The organism is Natrinema sp. H-ect1 (genome assembly GCF_041821105.1).
GTDB lineage: Archaea > Halobacteriota > Halobacteria > Halobacteriales > Natrialbaceae > Natrinema > Natrinema thermotolerans.
In genome coordinates this window covers 436,557-461,041 of sequence record NZ_JBGUBA010000003.1, presented here as the reverse complement: position 1 = coordinate 461,041, position 24,485 = coordinate 436,557, and the positions used below count along the sequence as shown (strand labels likewise).

At 64.4% G+C, this 24,485-nt stretch carries 18 protein-coding genes; 13 read left to right on the top strand and 5 right to left on the bottom strand.

Features of this window, described 5'->3' with window-relative positions:
• Positions 1-11 precede the first annotated feature (11 nt).
• Entirely contained in the window at positions 12-1,151 is a 1,140-nt protein-coding gene (locus tag ACERIM_RS10555) for an acyl-CoA dehydrogenase family protein (protein WP_373632509.1), read from the top strand.
• 154 nt (positions 1,152-1,305) lie between these two features.
• Here ACERIM_RS10555 and ACERIM_RS10550 read toward each other — a convergent pair whose 3' ends face one another.
• On the bottom strand, positions 1,306-2,448 hold the full coding sequence (locus ACERIM_RS10550) for an acetyl-CoA C-acyltransferase (protein ID WP_373632508.1): 1,143 nt from the start codon (positions 2,446-2,448) through the stop codon (positions 1,306-1,308).
• Between the two features lie 1,098 nt (positions 2,449-3,546).
• Here ACERIM_RS10550 and ACERIM_RS10545 point away from each other — a divergent pair.
• The 5 genes from ACERIM_RS10545 (at position 3,547) to ACERIM_RS10525 (ending at position 12,647) form a co-directional block, all read left to right on the top strand.
• Entirely contained in the window at positions 3,547-4,311 is a 765-nt protein-coding gene (locus ACERIM_RS10545; protein WP_006649873.1) for an IclR family transcriptional regulator, read from the top strand.
• Between the two features lie 199 nt (positions 4,312-4,510).
• A complete protein-coding gene (locus ACERIM_RS10540) occupies positions 4,511-6,280 on the top strand; it encodes a Na+/H+ antiporter NhaC family protein (RefSeq protein ID WP_172704576.1) in 1,770 nt (589 codons plus the stop codon).
• 201 nt (positions 6,281-6,481) lie between these two features.
• Positions 6,482-7,468 carry an asparaginase gene (locus ACERIM_RS10535; protein ID WP_373632504.1) on the top strand — a complete coding sequence of 329 codons (987 nt, stop codon included), beginning with the start codon at positions 6,482-6,484 and terminating at the stop codon, positions 7,466-7,468.
• 884 nt (positions 7,469-8,352) lie between these two features.
• Positions 8,353-9,234, top strand: a complete 882-nt coding sequence (locus tag ACERIM_RS10530; protein WP_373632503.1) for a 3-hydroxyacyl-CoA dehydrogenase family protein — start codon at positions 8,353-8,355, stop codon at positions 9,232-9,234.
• A 338-nt stretch (positions 9,235-9,572) separates the two neighbouring features.
• A complete protein-coding gene (locus ACERIM_RS10525) occupies positions 9,573-12,647 on the top strand; it encodes an FAD-linked oxidase C-terminal domain-containing protein (protein ID WP_373632501.1) in 3,075 nt (1,024 codons plus the stop codon).
• Between the two features lie 47 nt (positions 12,648-12,694).
• Here the strand turns inward: ACERIM_RS10525 and ACERIM_RS10520 are convergent, their stop codons facing one another.
• From ACERIM_RS10520 to ACERIM_RS10510, 3 genes are all read right to left on the bottom strand, one after another.
• Positions 12,695-13,258, bottom strand: a complete 564-nt coding sequence (locus ACERIM_RS10520; protein WP_373632499.1) for a hypothetical protein — start codon at positions 13,256-13,258, stop codon at positions 12,695-12,697.
• A 56-nt stretch (positions 13,259-13,314) separates the two neighbouring features.
• Complete coding sequence (locus tag ACERIM_RS10515; protein ID WP_373632497.1) at positions 13,315-13,914, bottom strand: metal-dependent hydrolase; 600 nt, start codon at positions 13,912-13,914, stop codon at positions 13,315-13,317.
• Positions 13,915-14,010: 96 nt separating this feature from the next.
• Positions 14,011-15,051: an Lrp/AsnC family transcriptional regulator gene (locus tag ACERIM_RS10510; RefSeq protein ID WP_006649867.1), complete on the bottom strand. Its 1,041-nt coding sequence runs from the start codon at positions 15,049-15,051 to the stop codon at positions 14,011-14,013.
• Between the two features lie 173 nt (positions 15,052-15,224).
• Here ACERIM_RS10510 and ACERIM_RS10505 point away from each other — a divergent pair, with 173 nt between their 5' ends.
• Both ACERIM_RS10505 and ACERIM_RS10500 read left to right on the top strand, forming a co-directional pair.
• A complete protein-coding gene (locus tag ACERIM_RS10505; RefSeq protein ID WP_006649866.1) occupies positions 15,225-16,292 on the top strand; it encodes an anthranilate phosphoribosyltransferase in 1,068 nt (355 codons plus the stop codon).
• A 335-nt stretch (positions 16,293-16,627) separates the two neighbouring features.
• Positions 16,628-17,425, top strand: coding sequence for an enoyl-CoA hydratase/isomerase family protein (locus ACERIM_RS10500; RefSeq protein ID WP_373632495.1), 798 nt, complete (start codon positions 16,628-16,630; stop codon positions 17,423-17,425).
• A 440-nt stretch (positions 17,426-17,865) separates the two neighbouring features.
• Here ACERIM_RS10500 and ACERIM_RS10495 read toward each other — a convergent pair whose 3' ends face one another.
• The gene (locus ACERIM_RS10495) at positions 17,866-18,603 is read right to left on the bottom strand and encodes a 3-hydroxyacyl-CoA dehydrogenase family protein (RefSeq protein ID WP_006649864.1); all 738 of its coding nucleotides are present in this window, start codon (positions 18,601-18,603) and stop codon (positions 17,866-17,868) included.
• Between the two features lie 211 nt (positions 18,604-18,814).
• Here ACERIM_RS10495 and ACERIM_RS10490 point away from each other — a divergent pair, with 211 nt between their 5' ends.
• The 5 genes from ACERIM_RS10490 to ACERIM_RS10470 all read left to right on the top strand — a co-directional run bounded on the left by ACERIM_RS10490 (position 18,815) and on the right by ACERIM_RS10470 (position 24,484).
• Positions 18,815-19,066: a hypothetical protein gene (locus ACERIM_RS10490; RefSeq protein ID WP_006649863.1), complete on the top strand. Its 252-nt coding sequence runs from the start codon at positions 18,815-18,817 to the stop codon at positions 19,064-19,066.
• The gene (locus ACERIM_RS10485) at positions 19,063-20,499 is read left to right on the top strand and encodes an APC family permease (protein ID WP_006649862.1); all 1,437 of its coding nucleotides are present in this window, start codon (positions 19,063-19,065) and stop codon (positions 20,497-20,499) included. The genes ACERIM_RS10490 and ACERIM_RS10485 overlap by 4 nt, the downstream gene beginning before the upstream one ends.
• Before the next feature lie 88 nt (positions 20,500-20,587).
• Positions 20,588-21,520: a ribonucleoside-diphosphate reductase subunit beta 2 gene (locus ACERIM_RS10480; RefSeq protein ID WP_006649861.1), complete on the top strand. Its 933-nt coding sequence runs from the start codon at positions 20,588-20,590 to the stop codon at positions 21,518-21,520.
• A gap of 87 nt (positions 21,521-21,607) precedes the next feature.
• A complete protein-coding gene (locus tag ACERIM_RS10475) occupies positions 21,608-22,771 on the top strand; it encodes a CaiB/BaiF CoA transferase family protein (protein ID WP_373632492.1) in 1,164 nt (387 codons plus the stop codon).
• Positions 22,772-22,846: 75 nt separating this feature from the next.
• Entirely contained in the window at positions 22,847-24,484 is a 1,638-nt protein-coding gene (locus ACERIM_RS10470) for a long-chain fatty acid--CoA ligase (RefSeq protein WP_373632490.1), read from the top strand.
• Position 24,485: the final 1 nt, after the last annotated feature.

Sequence of the window (24,485 nt, the reverse complement as noted above, 5' to 3'; positions counted from 1 at the left end):
AGCAATCTATTATGACGTTCCAGCTGTCAGCCGAACACGAAGCGATCCGTGAGGCCGTCCGCGAGTTCGGGGAGAACGAGATGAAACCGGTCGCGGAGGAACACGATCAGGAGGGGAAATACCCCGAGGAACTCCGCAGGAAGGCTGCCGAGTACGACTTCGTCGCGCCGAACATCCCGCTCGAGTACGACGGGGCCGGGATGGACAAGATCTCCTCGACGATCGTCACCGAGGAACTCTGGCGTGCCGACCCCGGGATCGGCTCCGCCGTCGGCTCGGCCGGCTTCGGGACGGACATGATCGTCGAGTTCGGTGACGAGTGGATGAAAGAGGAGTGGCTGCCCCAGATCGCCAACGGTGAGACCGCCTCCTGTTCGATGATCTCCGAGCCCGCCCACGGCTCGAACGTCGCCGGCATCGAGACGGTCGCCGAGAAGGACGGCGACGAGTACGTCCTCAACGGCAACAAGATGTGGATCACCAACGGGACCGTCGCCGACGTCGGCGTCTGCATGGCCAAGACCAGCCCCGGCGAGGGCCACAAGGGCATCACCGCCTTCCTCGTCGAGATGGACCGCGACGGCGTCTCGACCGACAAGATCAGCAACAAGCTCGGGATCCGTGCCTCGGACCTCGCGGAAGTCGTCATCGACGACGTCCGCATCCCCGAGAAGAACGTCATCGGCGAAGTCGACAAGGGCTTCTACCAGCTGATGGAGTTCTTCGCCTCCGGCCGCACCAGCGTCGCCGCCCAGGCCGTCGGTGCCGCCCAGGGCGCACTCGACGCCGCCATCGAGTACGCCAACCAGCGCGAACAGTTCGACCAGAAGATCTCCGAGTTCCAGGCCATCCAGCACAAGATCGCCGAGATGGCCACCAAGGTCGAGGCCGCCCGCTCGCTGACCTACCGCGCCGCGACCCAGGTCGAGCAGAACAACCAGGACGTCGCCGCGCAGTACTCGAGCATGGCGAAGTACTTCGCGAGCGAGATCTCGGTCGAGGTCGCCGACGAGGGCATTCAGGTCCACGGCGGCTCGGGCTACGTCACGGACTACCCCGCCGAGCGCTACTACCGCGACGCCCGCATCACGAAGATCTACGAGGGCACCAGCGAGATCCAGAAGAACATCATCGCCGACCAGATCCTCTAGACCGGCACGACGATCACGGATCCACGCCGTCTTTTTCACGGTGGTTGCCGCCCGCCGAGAGGGCCGTCCCACGGCTCTCGAGGAACGATCAACCGAGTTGAAACGGGTTTTCCGGCACGGAACTCGGAGAAGGACCGCAGACGGAACGGCGTCGTTACTGCTCCGGAACGCGGAACTCGACGGCCGCACCCTGCCCGTAGCCGACACACATCGTCGAGAGCCCCAGCCCGCCGCCCCGGCGCTGGAGTTCGTGAATCAGCGTGACGGGCAAGCGGGCACCCGACGCGCCGAGCGGATGGCCGATGGCGATCGCCCCGCCGTTGACGTTGAACCGATCGTCGTCGAAGCCGAGTTCGTCCCGGCAGTAGATCGTCTGGCTCGCGAAGGCCTCGTTGAGTTCCACGAGGTCGTAGTCGTCGGCCGAGCGGCCGTTGCGCTCCCAGATTCCCCGTACCGCGGGGACCGGGCCGACACCCATGATCGTCGGATCGACGCCCGCGACGTTGTGGTCCTCGATCTCGGCCATGATCTCGAGGCCCTGCTCCTCGGCGAACGCCTTGCTCGTGATGAGGACGCCGGCAGCGCCGTCGGAGACCTGCGAGGCGTTGGCGGCGGTGACGGTACCCTCCTCGCGGAACGCTGGCGGAAGGCCGGCGATCTTCTCTTTGGTCGTGCCGGGACGGAGCCCCTCGTCCTCCTCGACGAGGCCCGCCTCGGTCTCGATCGGGACGATCTCCGCGTCGAACTTGCCGTCCTCGGTCGCTTCGACCGCGCGCTGCTGGCTCCGAGCGCCGTACTCGTCTTGCTGGTCGCGGCTGATGTCGAACTCTTCAGCGACTTTCTCGGCGGTCTGGCCCATCGCGAGCCCGGCCGCGTCGTACTGCTCGGCGATGCCCGCGTAGGAGTCGATCCCCTTCCGGCGCTCGTTGCGGGACATGTTCTCGACGCCGCCGGCGACGATGACGTCGCGCTGGCCCGCCCGGACGGCGTCGCTGGCGCTCATGATCGCCTCCGCCGAGGAGGCACAGAGCCGGTCGATCGTCGTGCCGGGAACGCCCTCACCGAGATCGGACAGGAGAGCGATCACCCGCGCGATGTTGTTGCTCTGTTCGTTGACCTGTTTGGCACAGCCCCACCGGATGTCGTCGACGTCCTCGCCGGTAAGGCCCGTCCGCTCGAGCATCTCGTCGACGAGCGGGACCGACAACTCCTCGCTGCCGGTCTCGGCGAAGACGCCACCGTGTTTCCCCTGTGGAGTTCTGACTGCCTGCACGACGACTGGCTGGCGGTCGCTCATTGGTAACTGTTCCCTCTCGCTACAGCGGTAAAGACGCACCGTTCTGTGCCGCATCAGTGGCCTGAACGGCGAACCGCTAAGTGGCAACTGAAAGTCATTGCGCACCTGCTCGCACAACCGGCAGAGAATACCCGGCCATCTCCGCCCTCGAGCGACCCCGTTTGGCCATCCGATAGATTCTCCGGTGACGACAGTATTGTCGATTGCCATCATCGCTGCGGTTCGCTCGCCACTCGATACGAAACATTCTCAAAGTAGTATAATATACAAAGTGATATTTATCAGTCTGAGGACAGCGACACCATTATAGGCCCCTATTGGAGGGTTTCTGACAATATCAACGAAAGGTGGTCTTGGTTGTATGCTACAACACACCTCGAGACAAAGTTGATTTTCGATGTTGTATTAGCTGGTCGGTATGGGACGGATCGACAGCTGAATTTCCACAGAACCTCCGCGAAAGAACGATCGTTCCGAGGACAGATTTCTCGTCGGTCGATGTGGCTATCACAGTGAGTTGACCGCGCCTATACTTCGTCAGTGGGAAATCGGATAAGCATCGGGCCCCATTCTTGAAGTTTTTATACAATACTGCCACCATCAATGACCACATTGAACTCTTGGTTGAAAAGTGATAGTCGAGGGGTACAGAACTAGATAGTTCCCAACCATCGATAATGAGAGAGGTTGCTGGATACACATAAATACAAATCAGGGTGAGACCTGATTTCGGGCTGTGTCCACGCCGATCGTGGGTTCGTTCTACCATACATGGATTGCTTCCGGCGCAGTTTTGCGATGGATCGGGAGATCGTATTTACACATATATGAATGTAATAGCAGTGGTGGATCGAAGCGATGGGACAGGGAGGATGGAGTACCCATCTTCCGGTTCAGCGATTCAGGTAGGATACCGAAGACAGCCGATTTCTCCCAAGAAGCGGAAAGCGACAAATCACGACACACGGTTACCAGGCTGCTCGTATTGAGCAAGGGAAGGGACCCAACTATCGACGTCATCGTGGGGTTGTCGCTGTACTGAATGGCAGCGGTTCCATGATACATGGATTTATAGGGGCTCGAACGGACGGAGAAAGTATGACTGACAGCCAACTGCTGACGACGACCGAAACATCGTTAGCGGTGATCGAGGCGATTCAGGAACTCGACGGGGCGACGCCAGCCGAACTCGCGGCGGCACTCGAGTTATCCGAGAGTGCGGTCTACAAACACCTCTATACCCTCGCGAAACACGGCTATGTCGCCTCCGAAGGCGACGAATACCGACTCGGGGCGCGGTTCTATCACATCGGGATGTACGTTCGAAACCGCAGCAAAGTATACGAGTTGGCGGGCAAGTACGTCATCGAACTCGCCGAGCAATCGAACGAGGAATCCGATTTCGGAATCGAGGAGAATGGTCGCATCGTGACACTGTTCGATTCGGTCGGTAGTTCCGCCAAGCCAAGTTCCCGGCTCAACAACTACGAGTACATGCATACGACGGCCATCGGGAAGGCGATCCTCGCTCGATTGCCGGAGTCACGCATCGACGAAATCGACGACCGGTGGGGCCTCCCGGAACTCACCGAGGAGACGATCACGTCACGGGCGGAACTCGATGCCGAACTCGAGCGCATCCGGGAACGGGGCTACGCGATCAACGATCAAGAGTCGATTCCGGGCAAACGCGTTGCCGGTGTCGTCGCCGAGGGCCCCAATGGGGCCGTCATCGGCGGATTCACCGTCTCCGGTCCGGCGTACCGGATCGAAGACGCCGATCTCCACCAGGAATTTCCCGACATCCTGCAGCGAGTCGTCCCGAATTTCGAGACGGAACTGGTCTCACAGGGACTCCTGTAATCGACCCCGGGATCGACGAGAGAGGAGATGATCGATCAATTGTAGCCGCTATACGGGCAACTTGAATGGTGTCCGTATAGATTTTCCCGCGATATCCGTTGAATATCCCGCAGAGAACGGCACTACAGGCACCCATCCGCGCGCTCTCCCGATTTTCCTTCAAAAGATTAAAATAGTACAACTCAGACAGTGGGTGTGTATGTCATACGAATCCCTTCCGATTGCGGCACTAGCGCTGGCACCGCCGATTATCGCGATCGCACTCGCGATGTATACGCGCCAAGTACTCGTGTCGTTGTTCGCCGGGGTATGGATCGGGGCGTTGATGATCGCCGACTGGAATCCGATCGCAGCAACAGCGTTGTCAATGGACTGGATCGTCGAGGTCGTCAGATCACCGTTTGACACCAAGTTTCTAATTCTGATTATGTTCATGGGCGCTGGTGCCGCGTTTATTTACAAGTCAGGCGGGATCATCGCACTCCAGAACTGGATCGGTCATCGGGTGAACACGGCACGAGACTCGCAGATCCTCACATGGCTCATTGGGATTTTCATTTTCTTCGACTCGTATACGAGTACCATCGTGACTGGAAACGCGACTCGTGAGCTGTCTCAGGAAAACAACACCTCTCGAGAGATGCACGCCTACGTGCTGGACTCGACGACTTCGCCGGTGACGACATTCGGACCCGTCTCGAACTGGATCGGGTACCAAGTATCGATGATCATCGTTGGGTTCGAAGCTGCCCGGTTCACCGCCGAGGAAGTCGGCATCACCGCATTCGGACTCTTCCTGCAGAGCATTCCATGGAACATCTACTGTTTCCTAGCGTTCTTCATGGTCGGATTCATTTCGATTACGCAGCGATTCTACGGTCCGATGCTGAACGCGGAGTGGCGGGCGCGCAAAGAAAAGAAAACTCGACGGGACGACGCGACGCCGCTCTCGGACATCACGACCGACGTCGGTGAGCCGAGCGAGAAGAACCCGACGCTGATCAATTTCTTCGCACCGATTCTGTCGCTGCTGGTCGTCGGACTCGTCTCGATGTGGTGGCTCGGTGGCGGCCACCAGTCCGGTGTCGATATCGCGACTGCGTTCCAGGAAACCGATGTCGCACTCGGTCTCCTATACGGTTCGTTCGCGTTCATGGCCGTCGGCATGCTCGGTGCCGTCGGATTCGGAACCATGGACCTCGAGGAAGCGAGCGATACCGTGATTAGCGGGTTCAAGACGATGATGATCGCGGCCGCGATCATCGTCCTCGCGTGGAGTATCGGTCACGCCGCTGAGCAGGTCGGAACCGCCCAGTATATCGTTGACGTCATGGTCGACAGTAGCATCCCCGGCTCGTTCCTACCGCTGCTGATCTTCCTTGCGGCGATGTTCATCGCGTTTACGACGGGAACGTCGTGGGGGACCATGGCTATTCTGACCCCGCTGGCGATTCCGCTTGGCTACGAAATGTCCGGACTGTCGATCCTGCCGGTTCTCATGGGAGTGCTGTTCGGCGGCGCGATCTGGGGCGATCACGTCTCACCGATCAGTGATACGACCGTCATGTCGTCGATCTTCGCCGGTTCGGACCACATCGATCACGTGACGACACAGATTCCGTTCGCGATGACCGCAGCCGGCGTGACGGTCCTCATGTTGCTCCTGTACGCAGTCGGTGTGACGTCGCCGCTGGTGTTGCTCCCGCTAGCAGTCGTCCTCACTGCGGGCGCTGTCATCGCACTGAACAAGTTCGATGCTCGCCGCAAGAATCTGCCCGAAGTCATGCCGACGACCGACGCCATCGACAACGGTGAAATCGACGTCGATGCGATCGAGAACGGAAGCAAAACCGACGGAACCCGGATCAACGGACGGTACAGTTTCGTCGAATCGATTCCGCTGACCGCAGTCGGGATCGTTATCGCCTATCTCTGCCTGGTATTCGGGTTTATGACCCTCGGCTTCTAGGCGAGGATCGGGACTTCCGTTGCAGCGTTTTTGATGACGAAAGTGTATCCGGCTATGCATCGTCCGGGTACCAGAGACAGCACGACCGATTCGTCGAGATATTCTCCGTGCGGTACCCGGCAGGGTTCTCTTACCGAGCGGAGATCGTCGTGGCCAATGTCAATCATAACCGATATAGGTTTTGTTCGGGCAGTACGACGTATGTCGACTGTGTACGTCATTGCTACCGGCGGCACGATCGTGAGTACCTCGAGCGACACCGGGACGGTCCCGACCGAGTCAGTACAGGAGTTAGTGCAGGCCTATCCGGAGACGTTCGAACACGTCGATATCGAACTGGAACAACTCACGCAAGCCCCGAGTTCGGAGTTGACAATCGACGATCTCGTGACACTGAGTGATCGTGTGCGAGCCGTTGCCGACGATATCGATGGAGTCGTCGTCCTCCACGGAACCGATACGATCGAAGAGACCGCGTACTACCTCGATCTCGTACTCGACGTCGACGTCCCAGTCGTCCTCACTGGCGCACAACGACCGTACGATAGCCGTAGTCCCGACGGGCCGGCGAACATTCACGGGGCCCTCGCGGCAGCGAGTCACGATCACGTTCGGACGGGTGCCTACGTCTTCTTCAACGACCGTCTTCACGCAGCGCGACCAGTAACGAAAGAACATAGCAGCAATCCCGACGCGTACGGTTCGGGCAACTACGGACCGGTCGCCGATCGGACACCGAACGGTCTTTGGTTCTACCGGCGACCCGAGAGTCTATCGGTGACGCTCCCCACACGAGGTATCACGGCGACCGTCGAGGTCGTACCGACGTCGACGGACACCGACGGAAGACAGATCAGTCACGCCATCGATCGCGGCGTCGATGGAATCGTCGTCGACGCGCTCGGACTCGGAAATGTTCCCGCAAACGTTGCAGATGCCATCGGTGACGCCGTTGACAACGACGTTGTCGTCGTTATTGCGACGCGGTGTCGCAACGGTGTCGTCTCGCCAGTGTACGGGTCCAAAGGCGGTGGCGCAGCTCTCGAGGAAGAGGGCGTGCTGTTCGCATCGAACCTTCCAGCCCACAAGGCCCGAATCAAACTCCTGGTCGCTCTGTCACAGCAATCAGACGAGACGGTTGGAGAAGCGTTTGATGCCAGCCAAATCGACGGGCATGGGTATGCGTGACGGAAGTTTTCGAATAGTGAGATGCAGTTGTTTGCCAGAACGGATTCGTGTAGCCAATCGCTCCGCGGCGACGGGGTTCCGTGATACGGAGAGTGGAACCGGACCTGGCTCGATACGTCGGTAATTCGGCGAAATACGCAGCAGACTGCCTCTCGAACATCGAAGCAGTGTCCAGTTGACAGGGATACCGGTCGATATCAGAACGACGTCGAAAACCGCTCACTGTTCCGTGCATTCCGGATCCGGTCACCTCTCTTCGTAGCGTACGAACTGTGGCTGTTATCGGGCGCCAATTGATCGCGCGTCAGCAAAGGGTCCGAACAGAGCCTGTAAAACCGAAAGCACGTGTACGGAGACAGATAACGGCCGGTGACCGGCGACCCAAGGCGAACGCCGGCAAACCCGACCGCCAGTGGCAACGAACGCATTCGATGGTCGTCGATGAACTAAACTATAATATATTCATAATACATATGGTTCAGACATATCATCGGGAATAACTCGAGGCGACCGAGGGCCCGACCCACGCGACGGGACGAACGTCTCGTGGCGAAACGACCGTTCGAGGCGCTATCGTCCGACTATCGATCACCTCGAGTTGAAACGGTCTCGAATCGTCGACCGAGTCACTGTGGACCGCCCGGAGTACAGTACGGCTGCAGACCGGCAGTTGTTGGCGAACGCGGCCAGCTAAGGGAGTATACTACGTTCGATGGATGGCCCGACGTATTGACTGCATAATCAAAGAAATAATACAGGATCTCTTTTTGGCCATCATACTGATATTATTGACATCGCCAGAAGTCGTCCACAGGAAGGCGTCGGCAGCCGGCCGCTGGGGAGTGATAGGAACGCTTTTGATCGCATCGTCTGTGGATTCGCACATGCAAATCGCAGTTCTCGGAGCCGGGAGTATGGGACACGGCATCGCGCAGGTCTCCGCGACGGCGGGCCACGACGTGGTTCTGCGTGACGTCGAGGACGACCTCGTCGAGGACGGCCTCGAGGGGATCCGGGAGAACCTCCAGGGCGGGGTCGACCGGGACAAGCTTACCGAAGACGAGATGGCGGCGGCCTTAGAGCGCATCGAGGGGACGACCGACCTCGAGGCGGCGGTCGCGGACGCCGACTTGGTCGTCGAGGCGGTGCCGGAGGACATGGACCTCAAACAGCAGGTGTTCTCGGACGTCGAGGACGCGACCGGCGAGGACACGGTCATCGCGTCGAACACCTCCTCGCTGTCGGTGACCGAGATGGCAAGCGCCCTCGAGAACCCGGAACGGGCCGTCGGCCTGCACTTTTTCAACCCGCCGCATATCATGGATCTCGTCGAGATCATTATCGCCGAGCAGACCGACGAGCGAACCGAGGAGTTCGCGATCGACTACGTCCGGGACATCGAGAAGGAGGACGTGGTCGTCCGGGACACGGCCGGTTTCGCCACCTCGCGGCTGGGACTGGCGCTGGGGCTCGAGGCGATCCGGATGGTCGAACAGGGCGTCGCCAGCCCGGCGGACATCGACGAGGGGATGGAGATCGGCTACGGCCATCCGATGGGCCCGATCGAGCTGACCGACCACGTCGGACTGGACGTCCGCCTGCACATCGCCGAATACCTCCGCGAGGAACTCGGCGAGCGGTTCAAGCCACCGCAGTCGCTGCGCCGGAAGGTTCGGGCCGGCAAGCTCGGCAAGAAGACCGGCGAGGGCTACTACGTCTGGGAGGACGGCGAACGCGTCGGCACGAGCGGTGACTGGGACGAGTAACGGCGACATGACGGCCGTGGTGTAACAGCCGCAGTCGTCGCCGCTCGAGCGCGCACAACCCCCAACTAGTTAGGCAGATCGTTTGTTGCGGCGTCCCCCATAGAAGCGGATACCGTCCGCGAGATCGGACGGCGGCCCCGGGGGCGCACGTGGGAAAACGACGGGGCCACTTTTCGCTCGGTCACCACTCCCAGCACCTCGCCCCCACGTGCGGGCCGGACGGTTCGAGAGCGGCCGTCCGGTCGCTTCCCATTGACTCGTGAGTGACCGGACGCCAGCGAGCCCCAGTACTGTCGGCAATGCGGGCGCTTTTAGCCGCGCCTGTGGAAGGATAACGCATGTCCCTCGAGCCGAGCGCTGACCCGGCCGCCGACCGGCGCGCGAACTACGACTACCGGAGCGACGACGTCGACCGCCCGGCGCTGGTCGCGGACCTCGAGGCCGTCGTCGACTGCGAAGTGCGGGGCGACTCCTACTCCCGGCAACTGTACGCGACCGACGCGAGCGCCTACGAGCTGACGCCGATCGCCGTCGCCTTCCCGGAGTCGACGGCCGACGTCGCGGGGATCCTCGAGTACTGTGAGGCGCGGGAGATCCCGGTCCTCCCGCGGGGCGGGGGAACGAGCCTCGCCGGACAGACGGTCAACCGGGCCGTCGTCCTCGATTTCACCCGGCACATGGACGGGATCCGCGAGATCGATCCCGAGGGCCGGACCGCGACGGTCCGGCCGGGGACGATCCTCGGGACGCTGAACGAAGCCCTCGAGCCACACGATCTCAAGTTCGCCCCCGATCCGGCGTGGGGCGACAAGAGCGCGATCGGCGGGGCGATCGGCAACAACTCGACGGGCGCTCACTCGCTGCAGTACGGCAAGACCGACGCCTACATCGAGGGGGTCGAGGCCGTCCTCGCGGACGGCACCGTGACGCGCTTTGGCGAGAGTACTCGCGAGGAGATCGGCGAGCGGGCCGACCCCGACGGCGACCTCGAGGCCCGGATCTATGCCGAAGTCCAGCGGATCCTCGAGGAGGACGCGGACCGCATCGCGGACACCTACCCCGACCTCAAGCGCAACGTCTCGGGGTACAATCTGGACCGGCTCGTCGCCGAGGCCCGCGGCGATGAACTTCCCGGCGGCGAGGACACCGGCGAGCCGGGCACTGTCAACCTCGCGCGGCTACTGGCCGGCAGCGAGGGTACGCTGGCGATCATCACCGAGGCGACGGTCTCGCTCGAGCCGGTCCCCGAGACGAAGGCCGTCTCCCTGCTTTGCTACCGTGACCTCCACGAGGCGATGGAAGACGTCGAGCCGATCCTCGCACACGATCCCGCGGCGGTCGAGGTATTGGACGACGTGTTGCTCGATCTGGCCCGCGACACGGCGGAGTTCGGCCCCGTTACCGAGACCCTCCCCGAAGAGACCAACGCCGTGTTGCTCGTGGAGTTCTACGCCGCGGACGCCGACCACGGGAAAGCGCAGGTCGCGGGCCTGCTGGCCGACCGCGTCCCGTCGGCGACGCCGGCGGGGGAGCCGGCCGACGACGCACCGAGAAGCGATACCGAAACCCCCGCTCTCGCAGCGCTCGAGGCCTACGACGCACCCGAGCGCGCCAAGCTGTGGAAGCTCCGGAAGTCCGGCCTCCCGATCCTGCTCTCGCGGACCACCGACGCGAAACACATCTCGTTTATCGAGGACACCGCGATCCCGCCGGCGAAGCTCCCCGAGTTCGTCGAGCGCTTCGAGGCGATCCTCGAGGCCCACGACACCTACGCGAGCTTCTACGCCCACGCCGGGCCCGGCGTGCTTCACGTCCGGCCACTGGTGAACACGAAGACCGAGATCGGCCTCGAGCAACTCCACGGCATCGCGGACGACGTGACGGACCTCGTGGTCGAACTCGGGGGCTCGGTCTCGGGCGAACACGGCGACGGCCGCGCCCGTACCCAGTGGAATCGCAAGCGCTACGGCGACGACCTCTGGGAGACCTTTCAGGACCTCAAGACGGCGTTCGATCCCGATTGGATCCTGAACCCGGGACAGGTCGTCTTCCGCGAGGCGGAACCGACCGACCTCCGGGAGAATCTCCGGTTCGATCCCGACTACGAGTTCGACGCCGGCTTCGAGCCGACACTCGAGTGGGACACCGACAACGGGATGCAGGGGATGGTCGAACTCTGTCACGGCTGTGGCGGCTGTCGGGGCGAGCAGTCGACGACCGGCGGCGTGATGTGTCCGACCTACCGCGCGAGCCACGAGGAGATCACGGCCACCCGCGGCCGGGCCAACGCGCTCCGGGGGGCGATGAGCGGCGATCTCGACCCCGACGAGGCGGTCTCCGACGAGTTCGTCGAGGAGGTGATGGATCTCTGTATCGGCTGCAAGGGCTGTGCCATCGACTGCCCCAGCGAGGTCGACATGGCGAAGCTCAAGGCCGAAGTCACCCACGAGTACCACGAGCGAAACGGCGCGACGCTGCGCGATCGGCTCTTCGCCAACGTCGCGACCCTCTCGAAGTGGGGGAGCCGGCTCGCGCCGCTCTCGAACGTCCTCCCGAAACTGCCGGGCGCACGCACGGCCCTCGAGGCCGTCGTCGGGATCGATTCGGACCGGCCGCTGCCGACGTTCCGCGCGAAGACGTTCCGGGACTGGTTCCACGAGCGAGGCGGCGCGAGAATCGACGAGCGTAACGCGACCCGCAAAGCCATCCTCTACCCCGACACCTACACCAACTACAGCCACCCCGAGGCCGGGAAGGCGGCCGTCCGCGTCCTCGAGGCTGCGGGCGTTCACGTCGCGGTCCCGGACGACCTCGGCGACACCGGCCGGCCCGCGTTCTCGAAGGGGTTCCTCGAGAAAGCCAGAGAGACGGCCCGGGAGAACGTCACTGCGCTCGCGCCGCGAGTCGCCGACGGCTGGGACGTGGTCGTCATCGAGCCCTCCGACGCGGTCATGTTCCAGTCCGATTACCTCGACCTGCTCGGCTCGGACGCCGCCGAGCGGCTGGCGGGGAGTACGTACGGCGTCTGCGAGTACCTCGACACCTTCCGACTGGACGAGGGGATCGCCTTCGACGAGCGAGCGGCCACCGACGACTTGGTCTATCACGGCCACTGCCACCAGCAGTCGGTCGCGAAAGACCACCACGCCGTCGGCATCCTTCGCCGAGCGGGCTACGCCGTCGATCCGCTCGATTCGGGCTGTTGCGGGATGGCCGGCAGTTTCGGCTACGAGTCCGAACACGCCTCGATGAGCGACGCCATCGCCGAGATCCTCTACGAGCAGGTCGAGGACAGTCCCGGGGGCCGGGTCGTCGCTCCCGGCGCGTCCTGTCGCACGCAACTCGAGAACCGGCCGGACGCCACCGAGGAACCGCCGACGCCGATCGAAGTCGTCGCCGACGCGCTCGAGTGAGACGGTCCGCCGGAACGACTTCGAAGTCCGTATTCCGAAGCGGCCGATCAGTCGTCGGTTGCGGGCACTCGGGCGAAGTTCTCGAGGGCGTGGTCGCCCAGCAAGAGGACGACGGCGGCCCCGATGAGATTGAAGACGAGATCCAGCGCGGTGTCACGTTTGCCGTAGGTGACCAGTACCGGTTCGAGACCGAGCCGGTTCGCGGTCGCATGGATGACGTACTCGAGGAGTTCCCAGCAGCAGCCGGCGACGGCGACGGCGGCGACGACGCGCGGGGAGGGATCGTCACCGCGGCGACGGGCGGCCGCGAAGGCGGCGCTGCCCACGAGCGTCGACGAATAGGCGTGAGTCAGGTGGTCCCACCACCAGACGTCGTCGTAGGGGCCGAGCATGCCGATGGCGTGGGTAAGCATCGCACCGTCGACGTACGCGCGTTGCCACGGGCGAAACTCGAGTCCGAAGACGCGTTCGACGACGTCGGGAGTGTAGGTCGCCGCGAACGCGACAATGGCGTTGACGACCGCACCCGGATCGCGTTGGCGTACGCCCGCGACGAGGACGGCGACGAGTGCCGCTCGGACGCCGCGTTCGGCCGTCCGTTCTCCGTTCATTGCGGAATCGGTTGGAGCGCTGACTGATAAAAATACCGTTCAGTCGTGCCGACCCGTCACAGATACCGCGCGGGGACGTAAGGGCGAACCGCCGCCGGGAGCAACGGAACGAGTCGCTCGGCGACGGTCGCGAGCGGCTTGCGCAACAGGACGTAGACGGCCGACACCGCGACGAGGCCGACTGCGAGAGCAGTCACGGGGCCGTCGCCGAGCATGACGAGCGGCACCGCAACGACCCCGGCGACGAAGAGGTCCTCGGGAGCGCCGTCGTATCGGACCCACCGTCGCGGGCGAACCCAGCGACCGTGATAGTGGCTGTAGACCGCCCGCTCGGAGGTCCCCTGCCAGGGCCGCAACTCGAGGCCGCTCCCGGCTGCGTCGGCGACGGCGTGAAGCGCCGCGGCCGCGAGACCGACGGCGATCGCGACCGTCACGGGCGTGGGGACGAGCGCCGCGATGACGACTGCCGGCACCGTCGCGATCGAGCCGTACACGGGGTAATGAAGCGTCTTCCGATGGCCGGTGTAGAGGTCGAGATCGGGAGCCACCCCACCGACCAGTCCCGCGAGGAACGCGGCCGGCGCGAGGTCCGGAGCGACCGCTAGCAGGGGCAACGCCAGGAGCAGTCCCAGCAGCGCGTGGGTCGTCGCCATCATTGTGTCCCCTCGTAAGCGACGAGAAGGGAAATACGTTTCCCGCCTCCCGACTTGCTCGAGTAGCGGCGTCGACACCGACGAGAGCGGTCGTCCCGGCTACGTACCGAGCAGGTCGTCGTAGCGCGCGCCGGTCTGTTTCAGCGTCTCGGTTGAGTAGAGTCGCTCGTGGTCGACGGGGAGGTAATCGGCGGCGAGTTCGTCGATCTTCTCGTCGACCGCGTCGGGATCGCGGCCGTGGATCATCGTGAACAGGTTGTACGGCCAGTCCTGCTCGGGCCGGCGGGGCCGATGATAGCAGAGGGTGACGTAGGGCAACCCGCCAGCCCGCTCGCCCCACGCGTCGAGGTCCTCGTCGGGAACGTCCCAGACGACCATGCAGTTGGCGTCGAAGCCCGTAGCGACGTGGTTGATCACGCAGCCGATCCGCTTGATACAGCCGGTCGCGAGCAGGCGTTCGACGGCCGCGAGGACGTCGTCGACGGGGGCGTCGAGCGCCGTGGCGATGTCCCGGTACGGCGTCGCCGAGAGGGGGAAGCCGTCCTGAATCTCGAGCAGGAGGTCGGCCTCGAGCGCGGAGAGATCGCCTGTCGCCGCCTCGCTGATCCGGGTCGCCGAGGAGTCGGTGCCGGCCTCGAGCGATTCGCGCGCAAAGCGGTCGGCGTTGACGACGGGGAACTCGAGATCGATGTAGTAATCGGTCAGCATCGGCAGGTTCAACACGTCACAGCCGGTTCGGGTCTCGATCTCGGCGAGGATCTCGTCACGGGCCTCGCGGGAGCCGGCGGTGACGACGAACCACATGTTCCACTCGTGGTCGCGGGCGTAGTTGTGGTTGACCTGCCGGTACTCGTTGACGATCGCCGCGATCTCGTCGAAGCGGTCCGCGGGGGCCTGGATCGCGGCAAGCGTCGAAGAGCCGATCACGGGCGGGTTGAGGACGGCTCCGAACCGGCGGGCGATCCCCGCCTCTCGCAGGGCTCGAACGCGGTCGACCGCGGCGGACTCGTCGATCCCGAGGTCGGCACCGACGCGGTCGAACGGGCGTTCCTCGATCGGGAACCCGCTCTGATAGCCGTCGATCAGCGCCGCGTCCACGTCGTCGATGGCGTCGCGCCAGTTCCCCGACAGGGCACTCATTGGTCGTCCTAGGGAGAAGGGGACCGTATCGTTTTCGGGTCGTCTCGGCGGACGGGAGCGCCGGACGATCGCCGTGGCGCCGCGTCGCTCGAGCGACATCGAACCCGTCGTTTGACGGCCGCGGGAATCCCGGAAACGCGGGGTTTTTGCGGTGGCCGTCCGAAGCCTCGCCCATGGCGCAGGCATCCCAGGAGTTCGGCGATTGGCCGTTGAAACGCCTGATGACGGAGGTAGTCGGTTCCGGCCCCAAATCGGCCGACGACATGGACCGCGAGCAGGCCCGCGAGGCCTTCCAGCGGATCCTGGCCGGCGAGCCCGACCAGACCACCCTCGGCGCGTTCTGGCTGGCGAATCGCTGGAAGCGCAACAACCCCGAGGAGCTGGCGGCCTACACCGACGTCATGCGCGAGGAGTCGGTCGTGACCGCCGAACCCGAAGCAGATCCGGTCGACTGCGGCGCGAACTACGACGGCAAGGACACCTCCGCCATCCTCGGCGTCGGTGCCGGCGTCGTCGCCGCCGCCGCGGGCACGCCGGTCGTCGTCCACTCCGGGGACCGTGTTCCCTCCCAGAAGGCGACCCCCTACAAACACGTCCTCGAGGAACTCGGCGTTCGGACCGAACTCGAGCCGGGCGAGAGCGCCGACATGGTCGACGAGACCGGCTTCGGCTTCTACTACCAGCCCGCGTTCAACCCCGTCATCGACGACCTCTTCGACCGTCGCGACGAGATGGGCGTCCGAACGTTCGTCAACACGATCGAGACCGTCGCCAACCCGGCGAACGCGGACGTCCACCTGGGGTCGTTCTACCACCTCGCGTTCGCGAAGAAGATGATCGACCTGGTCCGCGAGAGCGATCGGCTGGACTACTCGCGGGCCATCTTCTTCCAAGGAATGGAAGGCTACGACGATATCCGACCCGGCTACACCAAAGTCGCGGAGTGGGACGAGGGCGAGGACCTCGAGGACTACGAGATCGAGACCGCCGAGTACGGGATGGACATGGAACGCGAGGACCTCGCCGTCGACGACATCGCGGTCGATTCCGCGACGATCACCGCGGAGGTACTGTCCGGCGACCGCGAGGACCACTTCGCCGACGCCATCGCGCTCAACGGCGCGTTCCGGATGTACGCCCGCCAGGACGTCGAGAGCCTGGACGCGGGCCTCGAGCGGGCTCGTGACGTCATCGACGACGGCAGCGCACAGGCCGTCCTCGAGGACCTGCAGGCGTTCTGACCGAGCGCCGGTCCGCTCGCCGATCGATCGGTCCGACGGGAACGGGTTGCCGGGCCGATCCCTCGTCCGCGTTCGGAAAAGACGGATCGTCTCTCAGTTGTGCAATCGGATCGGAACGAGTATTCGGGTAACTCCGACACCCATAGTCCGAAAGACTAGTTTCAGTATGTTTTCAGCGACTACAAGCGCTCGAGCGGTCGCTCCCGGCGCGGACTCGATCCCGGAACCGACGGCGACGACAGCAGGATGGTACGTGCCGGCCAGTGACTGGGGTCGTCCGCCGGCCGGGGTGTGAAACGGGACACCTTTTTGATCGGTGGCCGTGACCGTCACCCATGGACGAATCACTCGAGACAGTCCTAGTGGAGTTCGACGAAGACAGCGGCGTCGGTACGCTGACGATGAACCGGCCGGACGCGCTGAACGCGCTGAGCGCCCAGCTCAGGGACGACATCGTCGCGGGCCTCGAACTGCTCGAGGAGCAAAACGAGGGTGCCGACGGCGTCGCCTTACGTGCCGTGGTCCTCGAGGGGGCCGGCGAGAAGGCCTTCTGTGCCGGCGCGGACATCGGCGGCTTCTCCGACGCGTCGGCCGGCGGCACCTCGGCCCGGAGCCACTACGATTTCATTCGGGACTTCCCCGCGCCGGTCATCGCGAAGATCGATGGCTACTGTCTGGGCGGCGGCTTAGAGACCGCGCTGGCCTGTGACTTCCGACTGGCCAGCGAGAGCAGTACGTTCGGCTTCCCCGAAGTGAACCTCGGCATCCTGCCCGGTGCCGGCGGCGTCCAGTACGTCACGAAGATCGCCGGCCCCGCCGTCGCGAAGGAACTCGCGATGACTGGCGAGCATATTTCCGCGGAACGGGCGGGCGAGGAAGGCATCGTCAACCACGTCTACGCCGACGACGAGTTCGAGGACGAAGTCGACACGTTCGTCGACGATCTTGCCGGGCAGGCACCGCTTGCGATCCAGGCGATCAAGAAGTCCGCGGACATGGCAGTTCACAGCGGGCTCGAGGAAGGGCTGGCCTACGACAACCAGCTCTTTCAGGAACTGCTCAAGACCGAGGACCACGCGGAGGGCGCGGCGGCGTTTGCTGAGGACCGCGAGCCCGAGTTCGACGGGAAGTAACGGCGACGGACGAACGGACGAACGGACGGCGTTCCACTTCGGATTGAGTTCACGATCTGCAGTGGCGCGCGCTGTGTCGCGGTGAGTGGCGAACGAACCGCGACACGACGTTGTGCGAGGGATGAGCGAGCGCCGAAGGGCGTGAGCGAATCGGCTGGGGAGGACGTGGAATCCCTAGTTGCCACGATAGCAGGACGTACTCGATTGTCAATTCTAACGACCGGTCATTGTATATCTTCGACCGAGAGAGTGCGCTGCTATCGTGGCTACACGGAATAACCACACCCTCCCCAGCCGATTCGCTCGGTACACTCGCTCATCCCTCGCGCGGGGTCATCGATCGGCCGTCGCTACCGCTCCGACCGATCGACAGCGCACGCCACTGCTACCGGTTCGTCGATCTGGATGGGACCGAGTCCGTCCGGGACCGAAACCGATCGTCAGTCCCACTCCTCACCGATGCCGGTCAGCGAGAACGGGCCAACGGGGAGGTTGTAGCCGTCCTCGAGCGCCTTGTCGACCTGTTCCTCCGTGGCGATCCCCTCGTCGACGATCTTCTTGGCCTCCTCGCGCATCGCCGCGTGACAGCGGTTGGCGAGGAAGCCGTAGGAGCCGGGATCGTCGTCGATGGTGACCCGCGTCTTCCCGAGTTCGTCGACCAGTTCCTCGGCGCGCTCGACGACGGCTTCGTCAGTCTCCGGTGCCTGGACGATTTCGACCATGTCCATGACCGCGACGGGATTGAAAAAGTGCGTCACCGCGACCCGAGAGGGGTCGGAAACGGCGTTGGCGATCGACGTGACGGCGAACCCGCTCGTGTTCGAGTACAGCGGCTGATCGTCCGTGACCTCGTCCAGATCGCGGAAGACCTGCCCCTTGATCGCCAGGTCTTCGGTAACCGCCTCGATCGTGAAGTCGGTCCCGTCGGTCGCCGCGTCGAGATCCGTCGTGAACGTCATCCGCTCGAGGACAGCGTCTTTCTCGTCCGCGGAGAGATACCCGCCCTCGACGGCGTCCTCGAGCCCGTAATTGCCCGAGATCACGCGTTCGCGAGCCTCGTCGGCCAACTCCTCGTTGATCTCGCGGACGGTCACGTCGTAGCCGTTCCGTGCGAGTACCTGTGCGATACCGGCGCCCATGATGCCGCCACCGACGACGGCAGCACTCTTTTGTGCCATGGCACCAACCTTCACGGGTACCGACTTAGTTCTTATCAACGTGCGTGGAGGCCGGTGTCGTTCGCCGGCTCGAGCCGCTCACCGACCCGCCGACGGGATCGCTGGCGCGACGCGACGCTGCGAGGCGGACGCGGTCCCGACACCGCCGACCGACGTTCAGCTGGTGTCAACGTCCAGAAGCTATTTTACCCGTGGTATGGTGGGACATTACATGGCAATCGGAGAGTACCGCGACGAGCCGGCGGAGATGGACGACGTCGAGCGCGAGGTCGCCGCGGCGCAGTATCCCGAGGGCGGGCTGGTGGTCGGCCTCGGGCTCGGAATCGTCCTCCCGCTGGTTACGGCCCCGGCGCTGCTCGCTGTGACACCGTTTCTCGGTGGCGTCGTCGGGTTCGCCCTCGGTCGACGGGTCCGCGACGCCGCCGTCCGACGCCGGCGGGCCGATCGAACGACGGCAGAATGAGTGCCTCCGGCGACGCCGACGCGGCGACGCTGTCCTCAAGCATCGGTATCGTCGGCGTCCTCGCGCTGTTGGTCGGGAACGCGATCTCGGTGCCGATATTCGTCCTGCCGGGGCCGCTGGCGGGGACCGCGGGCCCGTCGCTCGTGGTAGCGATCCTCCTGGCGGCGATCCCGGCGTCGTTCGTCGTCCTCTACAACGCCCTGCTCGGGTCGGCGATGCCAGTCGCCGGTGGGCTGTACGTCTATATCTCTCGTCTGACTGCGCCGTACTGGGGCTTTCTGGTCCCGTTTACCATCCCGCTGGTCGCGTGGGCGTCCTTGCTCATCACGGCGACGGGCTTCGCGGAGTACACCCGGATATTCGTCGACGTCCCGTCGACACCGTTGATTTACGTCCTGCTGGCGTTCGTCCTGCTGGTCAACCTGATCGGGCTCAGGGTCGTCGCACAGGTCCAACTCGTCTTCTTCGCCGGGCTCGTGATCGCGCTCCTGACCTTTATCGTCCCCGGTGCGACCGCGGTCGACGCCGCCAACTACGCGCCGTTTTTCCCGGACTACGGCGCGTTCGGGCTCGCAGTGGTCGCCCTGTTCTATCCGTTCCTTGGCTTCGGACTGCTGGTCGAACTGGGCGAAGAGATCGAGAACCCCGGCCGGACGATCCCGCTGGTGCTGGGGCTGGGCATCGGGATCGTCGCCCTGTTTTACGTGGCGCTGATCGCCGTCCTCGTCGGCGTCGTTCCCTACACCGAACTGGGGGCCGAAGCCGATCTCGCGATGGCTGCCGCGCAATTTCTCCCGTGGTGGGGCGAGTACGTCGTCGCCGCCGGTGCCGTCTTCGCGGTCGTCACGACCGTGAACACGACGCTTTTGGTATTCTCCCGGACGCTCATGCGCGCGAGCCGCGACGGCATCCTCCCGGCGTCGCTCGCCCGGATCCACCCGCGGTTCGAGACGCCCCACTACGCCGTTGCGCTGCTTGGCCTCCCGCCGTTCGTACTCGTGCCGATCGCGGACGAGATCGTGGGGCTCTCGGTGTTCATCGGCCTGGCCAGCCTCACCGCGTACTTCTTCTGTGCGATCGGGCTCTGGAACCTGCCCCGGGAGTTCCCCGCCCACTACGCCAACGCCCCGTTCCGACTCCGGCGATACCGGGGGCTCCTCCTCGCGGTCCTCGGCGGGGCCGTCGCGACCGGCGCGTTCTGGATCGTCACGCTGCTCCAGCGGCCGATCGTCGGCGTCGTCCTCGTGGGCTGGTTCGTCGTCGCCTACGGCTACTACCGCTACCGGCTCGCGAAGACCGACCGGGCCGAGACTTACCGGACGATGACCTCCCTCGACCGCCACGAGCGCGTCGAAGAGAGCGAGGCACACCACGCCTCGGGTGACGCGAGCGGGGACACCCCGCGAGCGGACGCCGGCGAGGGCGGCGACTGACCGCTCGAGCGGCGTCCGGGTACCCCGACGGACTCGATCCGCGTGACAGGGACTGCACATTTAATAGCCGCGACGAGTAGTATGTGGTATGGCAACTGAGTACACGCCAACCGAGATGATGGACCGGGAGTCCCGATCGAACCGCTACTACCGCAACGCGGTCGAGCGCCACTGGGACCCCGGCGAGATCGCCCTCGAGCGAGACGTCGAGAACTTACTCGCGTTCATGGAGGAGACGGACGGCTACGACCGAGAGTCGTGGTATGGCACCCTCAACGGCATCGCGAAGTTCGGCGCGGGGGAAGACGCCGTCACCGAGGATCTCGCGCCGTTGGGGGCCGTCCTCGACGACATCGACGACCAGCTGTTCCTGACGACCCAACTGTACGAGGAGGCCAAGCACGCGGACTTCTTCGATCGCTACTGGCGAGAGGTCATCTGGACGGTCGAGGACGAACTGGGCTGGGAGCGATCGAACCCGCGCCACGAGCGGTGGTTCAACGACCCCTACATCGAGCTGTTCGACCGCAATCGGAAAGCGCAGTTCCGACTGCTCGAGGAGGACACACCCGAAAACAGGGCGAAAGCGTACTGTCATTACCATCTCACCGTGGAGGGGATCCTTGCACAGACGGGCTATTACGGGATGCAGACCTCCTACGGCGGCGAGTTCGAGGGGCTGCCGCACCTGCCGGGGCTCGTCCAGGGCTTTACCAAGATCCGCAGCGACGAGGGCCGCCACGTCGGCTTCGGGATGAACCAGCTCAAGAAGCTCATCGCCGAGGGGGTCGACCCCCACCTCATCGAGGAGACCGTCGAGGAGCTGCTCCCGCTCGTCCAGGGGATCACCGAGGACGAGCGGTTCCAGCCCGACGACCCCGCGGATCGCCGCGGCCTCGAGTCCGGCGAACTGGCCGAGTACGCGATCGAGAAACACACCGACCGGATGCAACAGATCACCGACGCCGCGGCCGACATTCCGGACGTCGACGACCTGGTGGCACTCGAGGGCGACGACTGAGCGATTCGCGCCGATCACGGCTGCGGGGCCACAGCCCTGACCGACCGCCGACAGTAGACTTTTGGGACCGGATCGGGACGTGGTACCATGCAGCTCGATTCCGTTCGAATACTCGACCTGTCGCGCCTGTTGCCGGGCCCGTACGCGACGCAACTGCTCGCCGACGCGGGTGCCGACGTGATCAAGGTCGAGGACACGGATGCGGGCGACTACGCCCGCTATACGCCGCCGACGACGGAGCGTGACGTCGGCGCACTGTTCGACAGCGTCAACCGCGGCAAACGCAGCGTCGCGCTCGACCTGAAATCGGGGGGCGGCCGCGAGGCGTTTTACGACCTCGTCGCCGAGGCCGACGTCGTCTTCGAACAGTTCCGGCCCGGCGTCGCCGACCGACTCGAGATCGACTACGAGACGCTCGTCGCGTACAACGAGGACCTGGTCTACTGCTCGCTGTCGGGCTACGGGGGGACCGGACCCTACGCCGAGCGCGCGGGCCACGACCTCAACTACGTCGGGGTGGCCGGCTTACTCGATATGACCCGGGAAGACGAGGAAATGGCCCCACAGATCCCGGGCTATCAGATCGGCGACCTCGGTGGCGGGCTGTTCGCGGCGTTTTCGATCGTCGGCGGGCTCCTCTCGCGGGAACTCGGCAACGGCGGCGAGTACGTCGACGTGGCCATGACCGACGTGGTCGCCTCCTTCTCGCAGGCGATCAGTCACGAGGCGCTGACCGGCGACAATCCTCGACCGGGTGAAACGGCGCTTACTGGCCAGTTCCCCTGGTACGACGTCTACGAGACCGCCGACGGCCGCTATCTGACGCTGGCGGCCCTCGAGCCGAAGTTCTGGACGGCCTTCTGCGAGGAGGTCGGCCGCGAGGACCTGACGGACCTACACGGAACGGACGATCCGGCCGAACTCGAAGCCGTCCGCGAGGAACTCGAGACCCTGTTCGCGACCCGCACGCGGGACGACTGGCTCGACGAACTGAGCGACGAGACGATGACCGGGCCGGTCTGTACGCCCGCCGAGGCGCTCGAGCATCCGCAACTCGAGGCCCGCGGGCTGGTCGAACGGCCCGACGACGCGCCGCCACGGGTCGGGTTCCCGGCGCTGGGGTCGAACGCCCCCGAGGGCCGCGACGAATCGGTCCCCGGCCACGGCGAGCATACGGACGAACTGCTCGCCGCCGCGGGATACGACGCGGACGAACGTGCCGCGCTTCGCGACCGCGGTGCGATCCGTTAATCGCCGCGTCGACGGCGCAACCGCCGTCTCGCCCCAAATCATAAGGTACTGGACAGAATAGTGGCGACGACCATGATGGGTGTCCAGTTAACACTTGACAAGGTACTCGAGCGGGCGGTCGACCTCTACCCCGATCGGGAGTTGGTGACGAAACTGCCCGACGGGAGCGTCCATCGGTACACGTACGGCGACGCGTACGACCGGATCAATCAGCTCGCGCACGCGCTCGACGACCTCGGACTCGACCGGGGCGATCGGGTCGGCGTCGTCGCGACGAACCACTACCGCCACTACGAACTGTACTTCGGGCCGGCGTGTTCGGGACGGTCGATTCACATGTGCAACATGCGGCTGCCCGATCACCACTTCGTCCACACGATCGACGACGCCGAAGACCGCGTGATCTTCGTCGATCCCGGCCTCATCGAGAAGGTCGAAGCCAACGCCGACGACCTCGATACCGTCGAGCAGTACGTCGTCCTCGACGACGAGGTCCCCGAGACTGACCTCGAGCCGGTGACCGACTACGAGTCGCTGCTCGAGGGCCAGCCGACCGACTACGAGTGGCCGGACATCGACGAGGACGCGGAGTACGGCATGTGTCACACCTCGGGAACGACGGGGCTGCCCAAGGGCGTCGCCTACTCCCACCGGGCGATGTACCTCCACAGCATCATGGGCGGCCACGTCGACGCCAACGGAATCGGCGAGCGCGACACGATTCTCCCCGTCGTGCCGATGTTCCACGCCAACGGCTGGGGGCTCCCCTACGGCGCGACGCTCGTGGGAGCAAAGCAGGTCTTTCCCTCGGTCCACACCGATCCCGAGACGATCGCCCGGCTGATCGACGAGGAGGGCGTGACCTTCTCCGCGGCCGTACCGACGATCTGGCTCGAGATGGCGGAGTTCTTGGACGAGAACCCCGAGGTCGACATCTCGAACATCGACCGGCTGACGGTCGGCGGGTCGGCGCCACCGGAGTCGCTCATCCGGAAGTACGACGAGGAGTACGACGCGCCGATCCTCCAGGGCTGGGGGATGACCGAGACTTCGCCGCTTGGCACGCTCAGTACGCTCCGGAAGGAGACGGCGGCACTGCCCAGCGACGAGCAATACGAGTACCGCGCGAAGGCCGGTATCCCCGTCCCGGGGATGCAGACCCGGGTGATCGACGACGACGGCGAGGAGGTCCCCGCCGACGGGGAGACGATGGGCGAACTGCAGGTCCGCAGCCCGTGGGTGACCGACGGCTACCACAATCGGCCCGAGGAGAACGAGCAGGCCTTTACGGACGACGGCTACCTGCGGACCGGCGACATCGCCACCCGCGACGAGATGGGGTACATCGACGTCGTCGACCGCGACAAGGACGTCATCAAGTCCGGCGGCGAGTGGATCTCCTCGGTCCAACTCGAGAACGAACTGATCGGCCACGAGGCCGTCAGCGAGGCGACGGTCATCGCCGTCGACCACGAGCGTTGGCAGGAGCGGCCCATGGCGGTCGTGGTGCCGAGAGACGGTGCGAGCGTCGACGCGGACGACCTCGAGGCCCACCTCGCCGAGACGTTCCCCTCGTGGTGGTTGCCCGACGTCTACGAGATCGTCGACGAGATTCCGAAGACCTCGACCGGCAAATTCGACAAGAAGACGCTCCGAGACCAGTTCGACGTGGTCCTCGAGGCTGAAGACGACGAACAGGCACCACAGCAGTAAG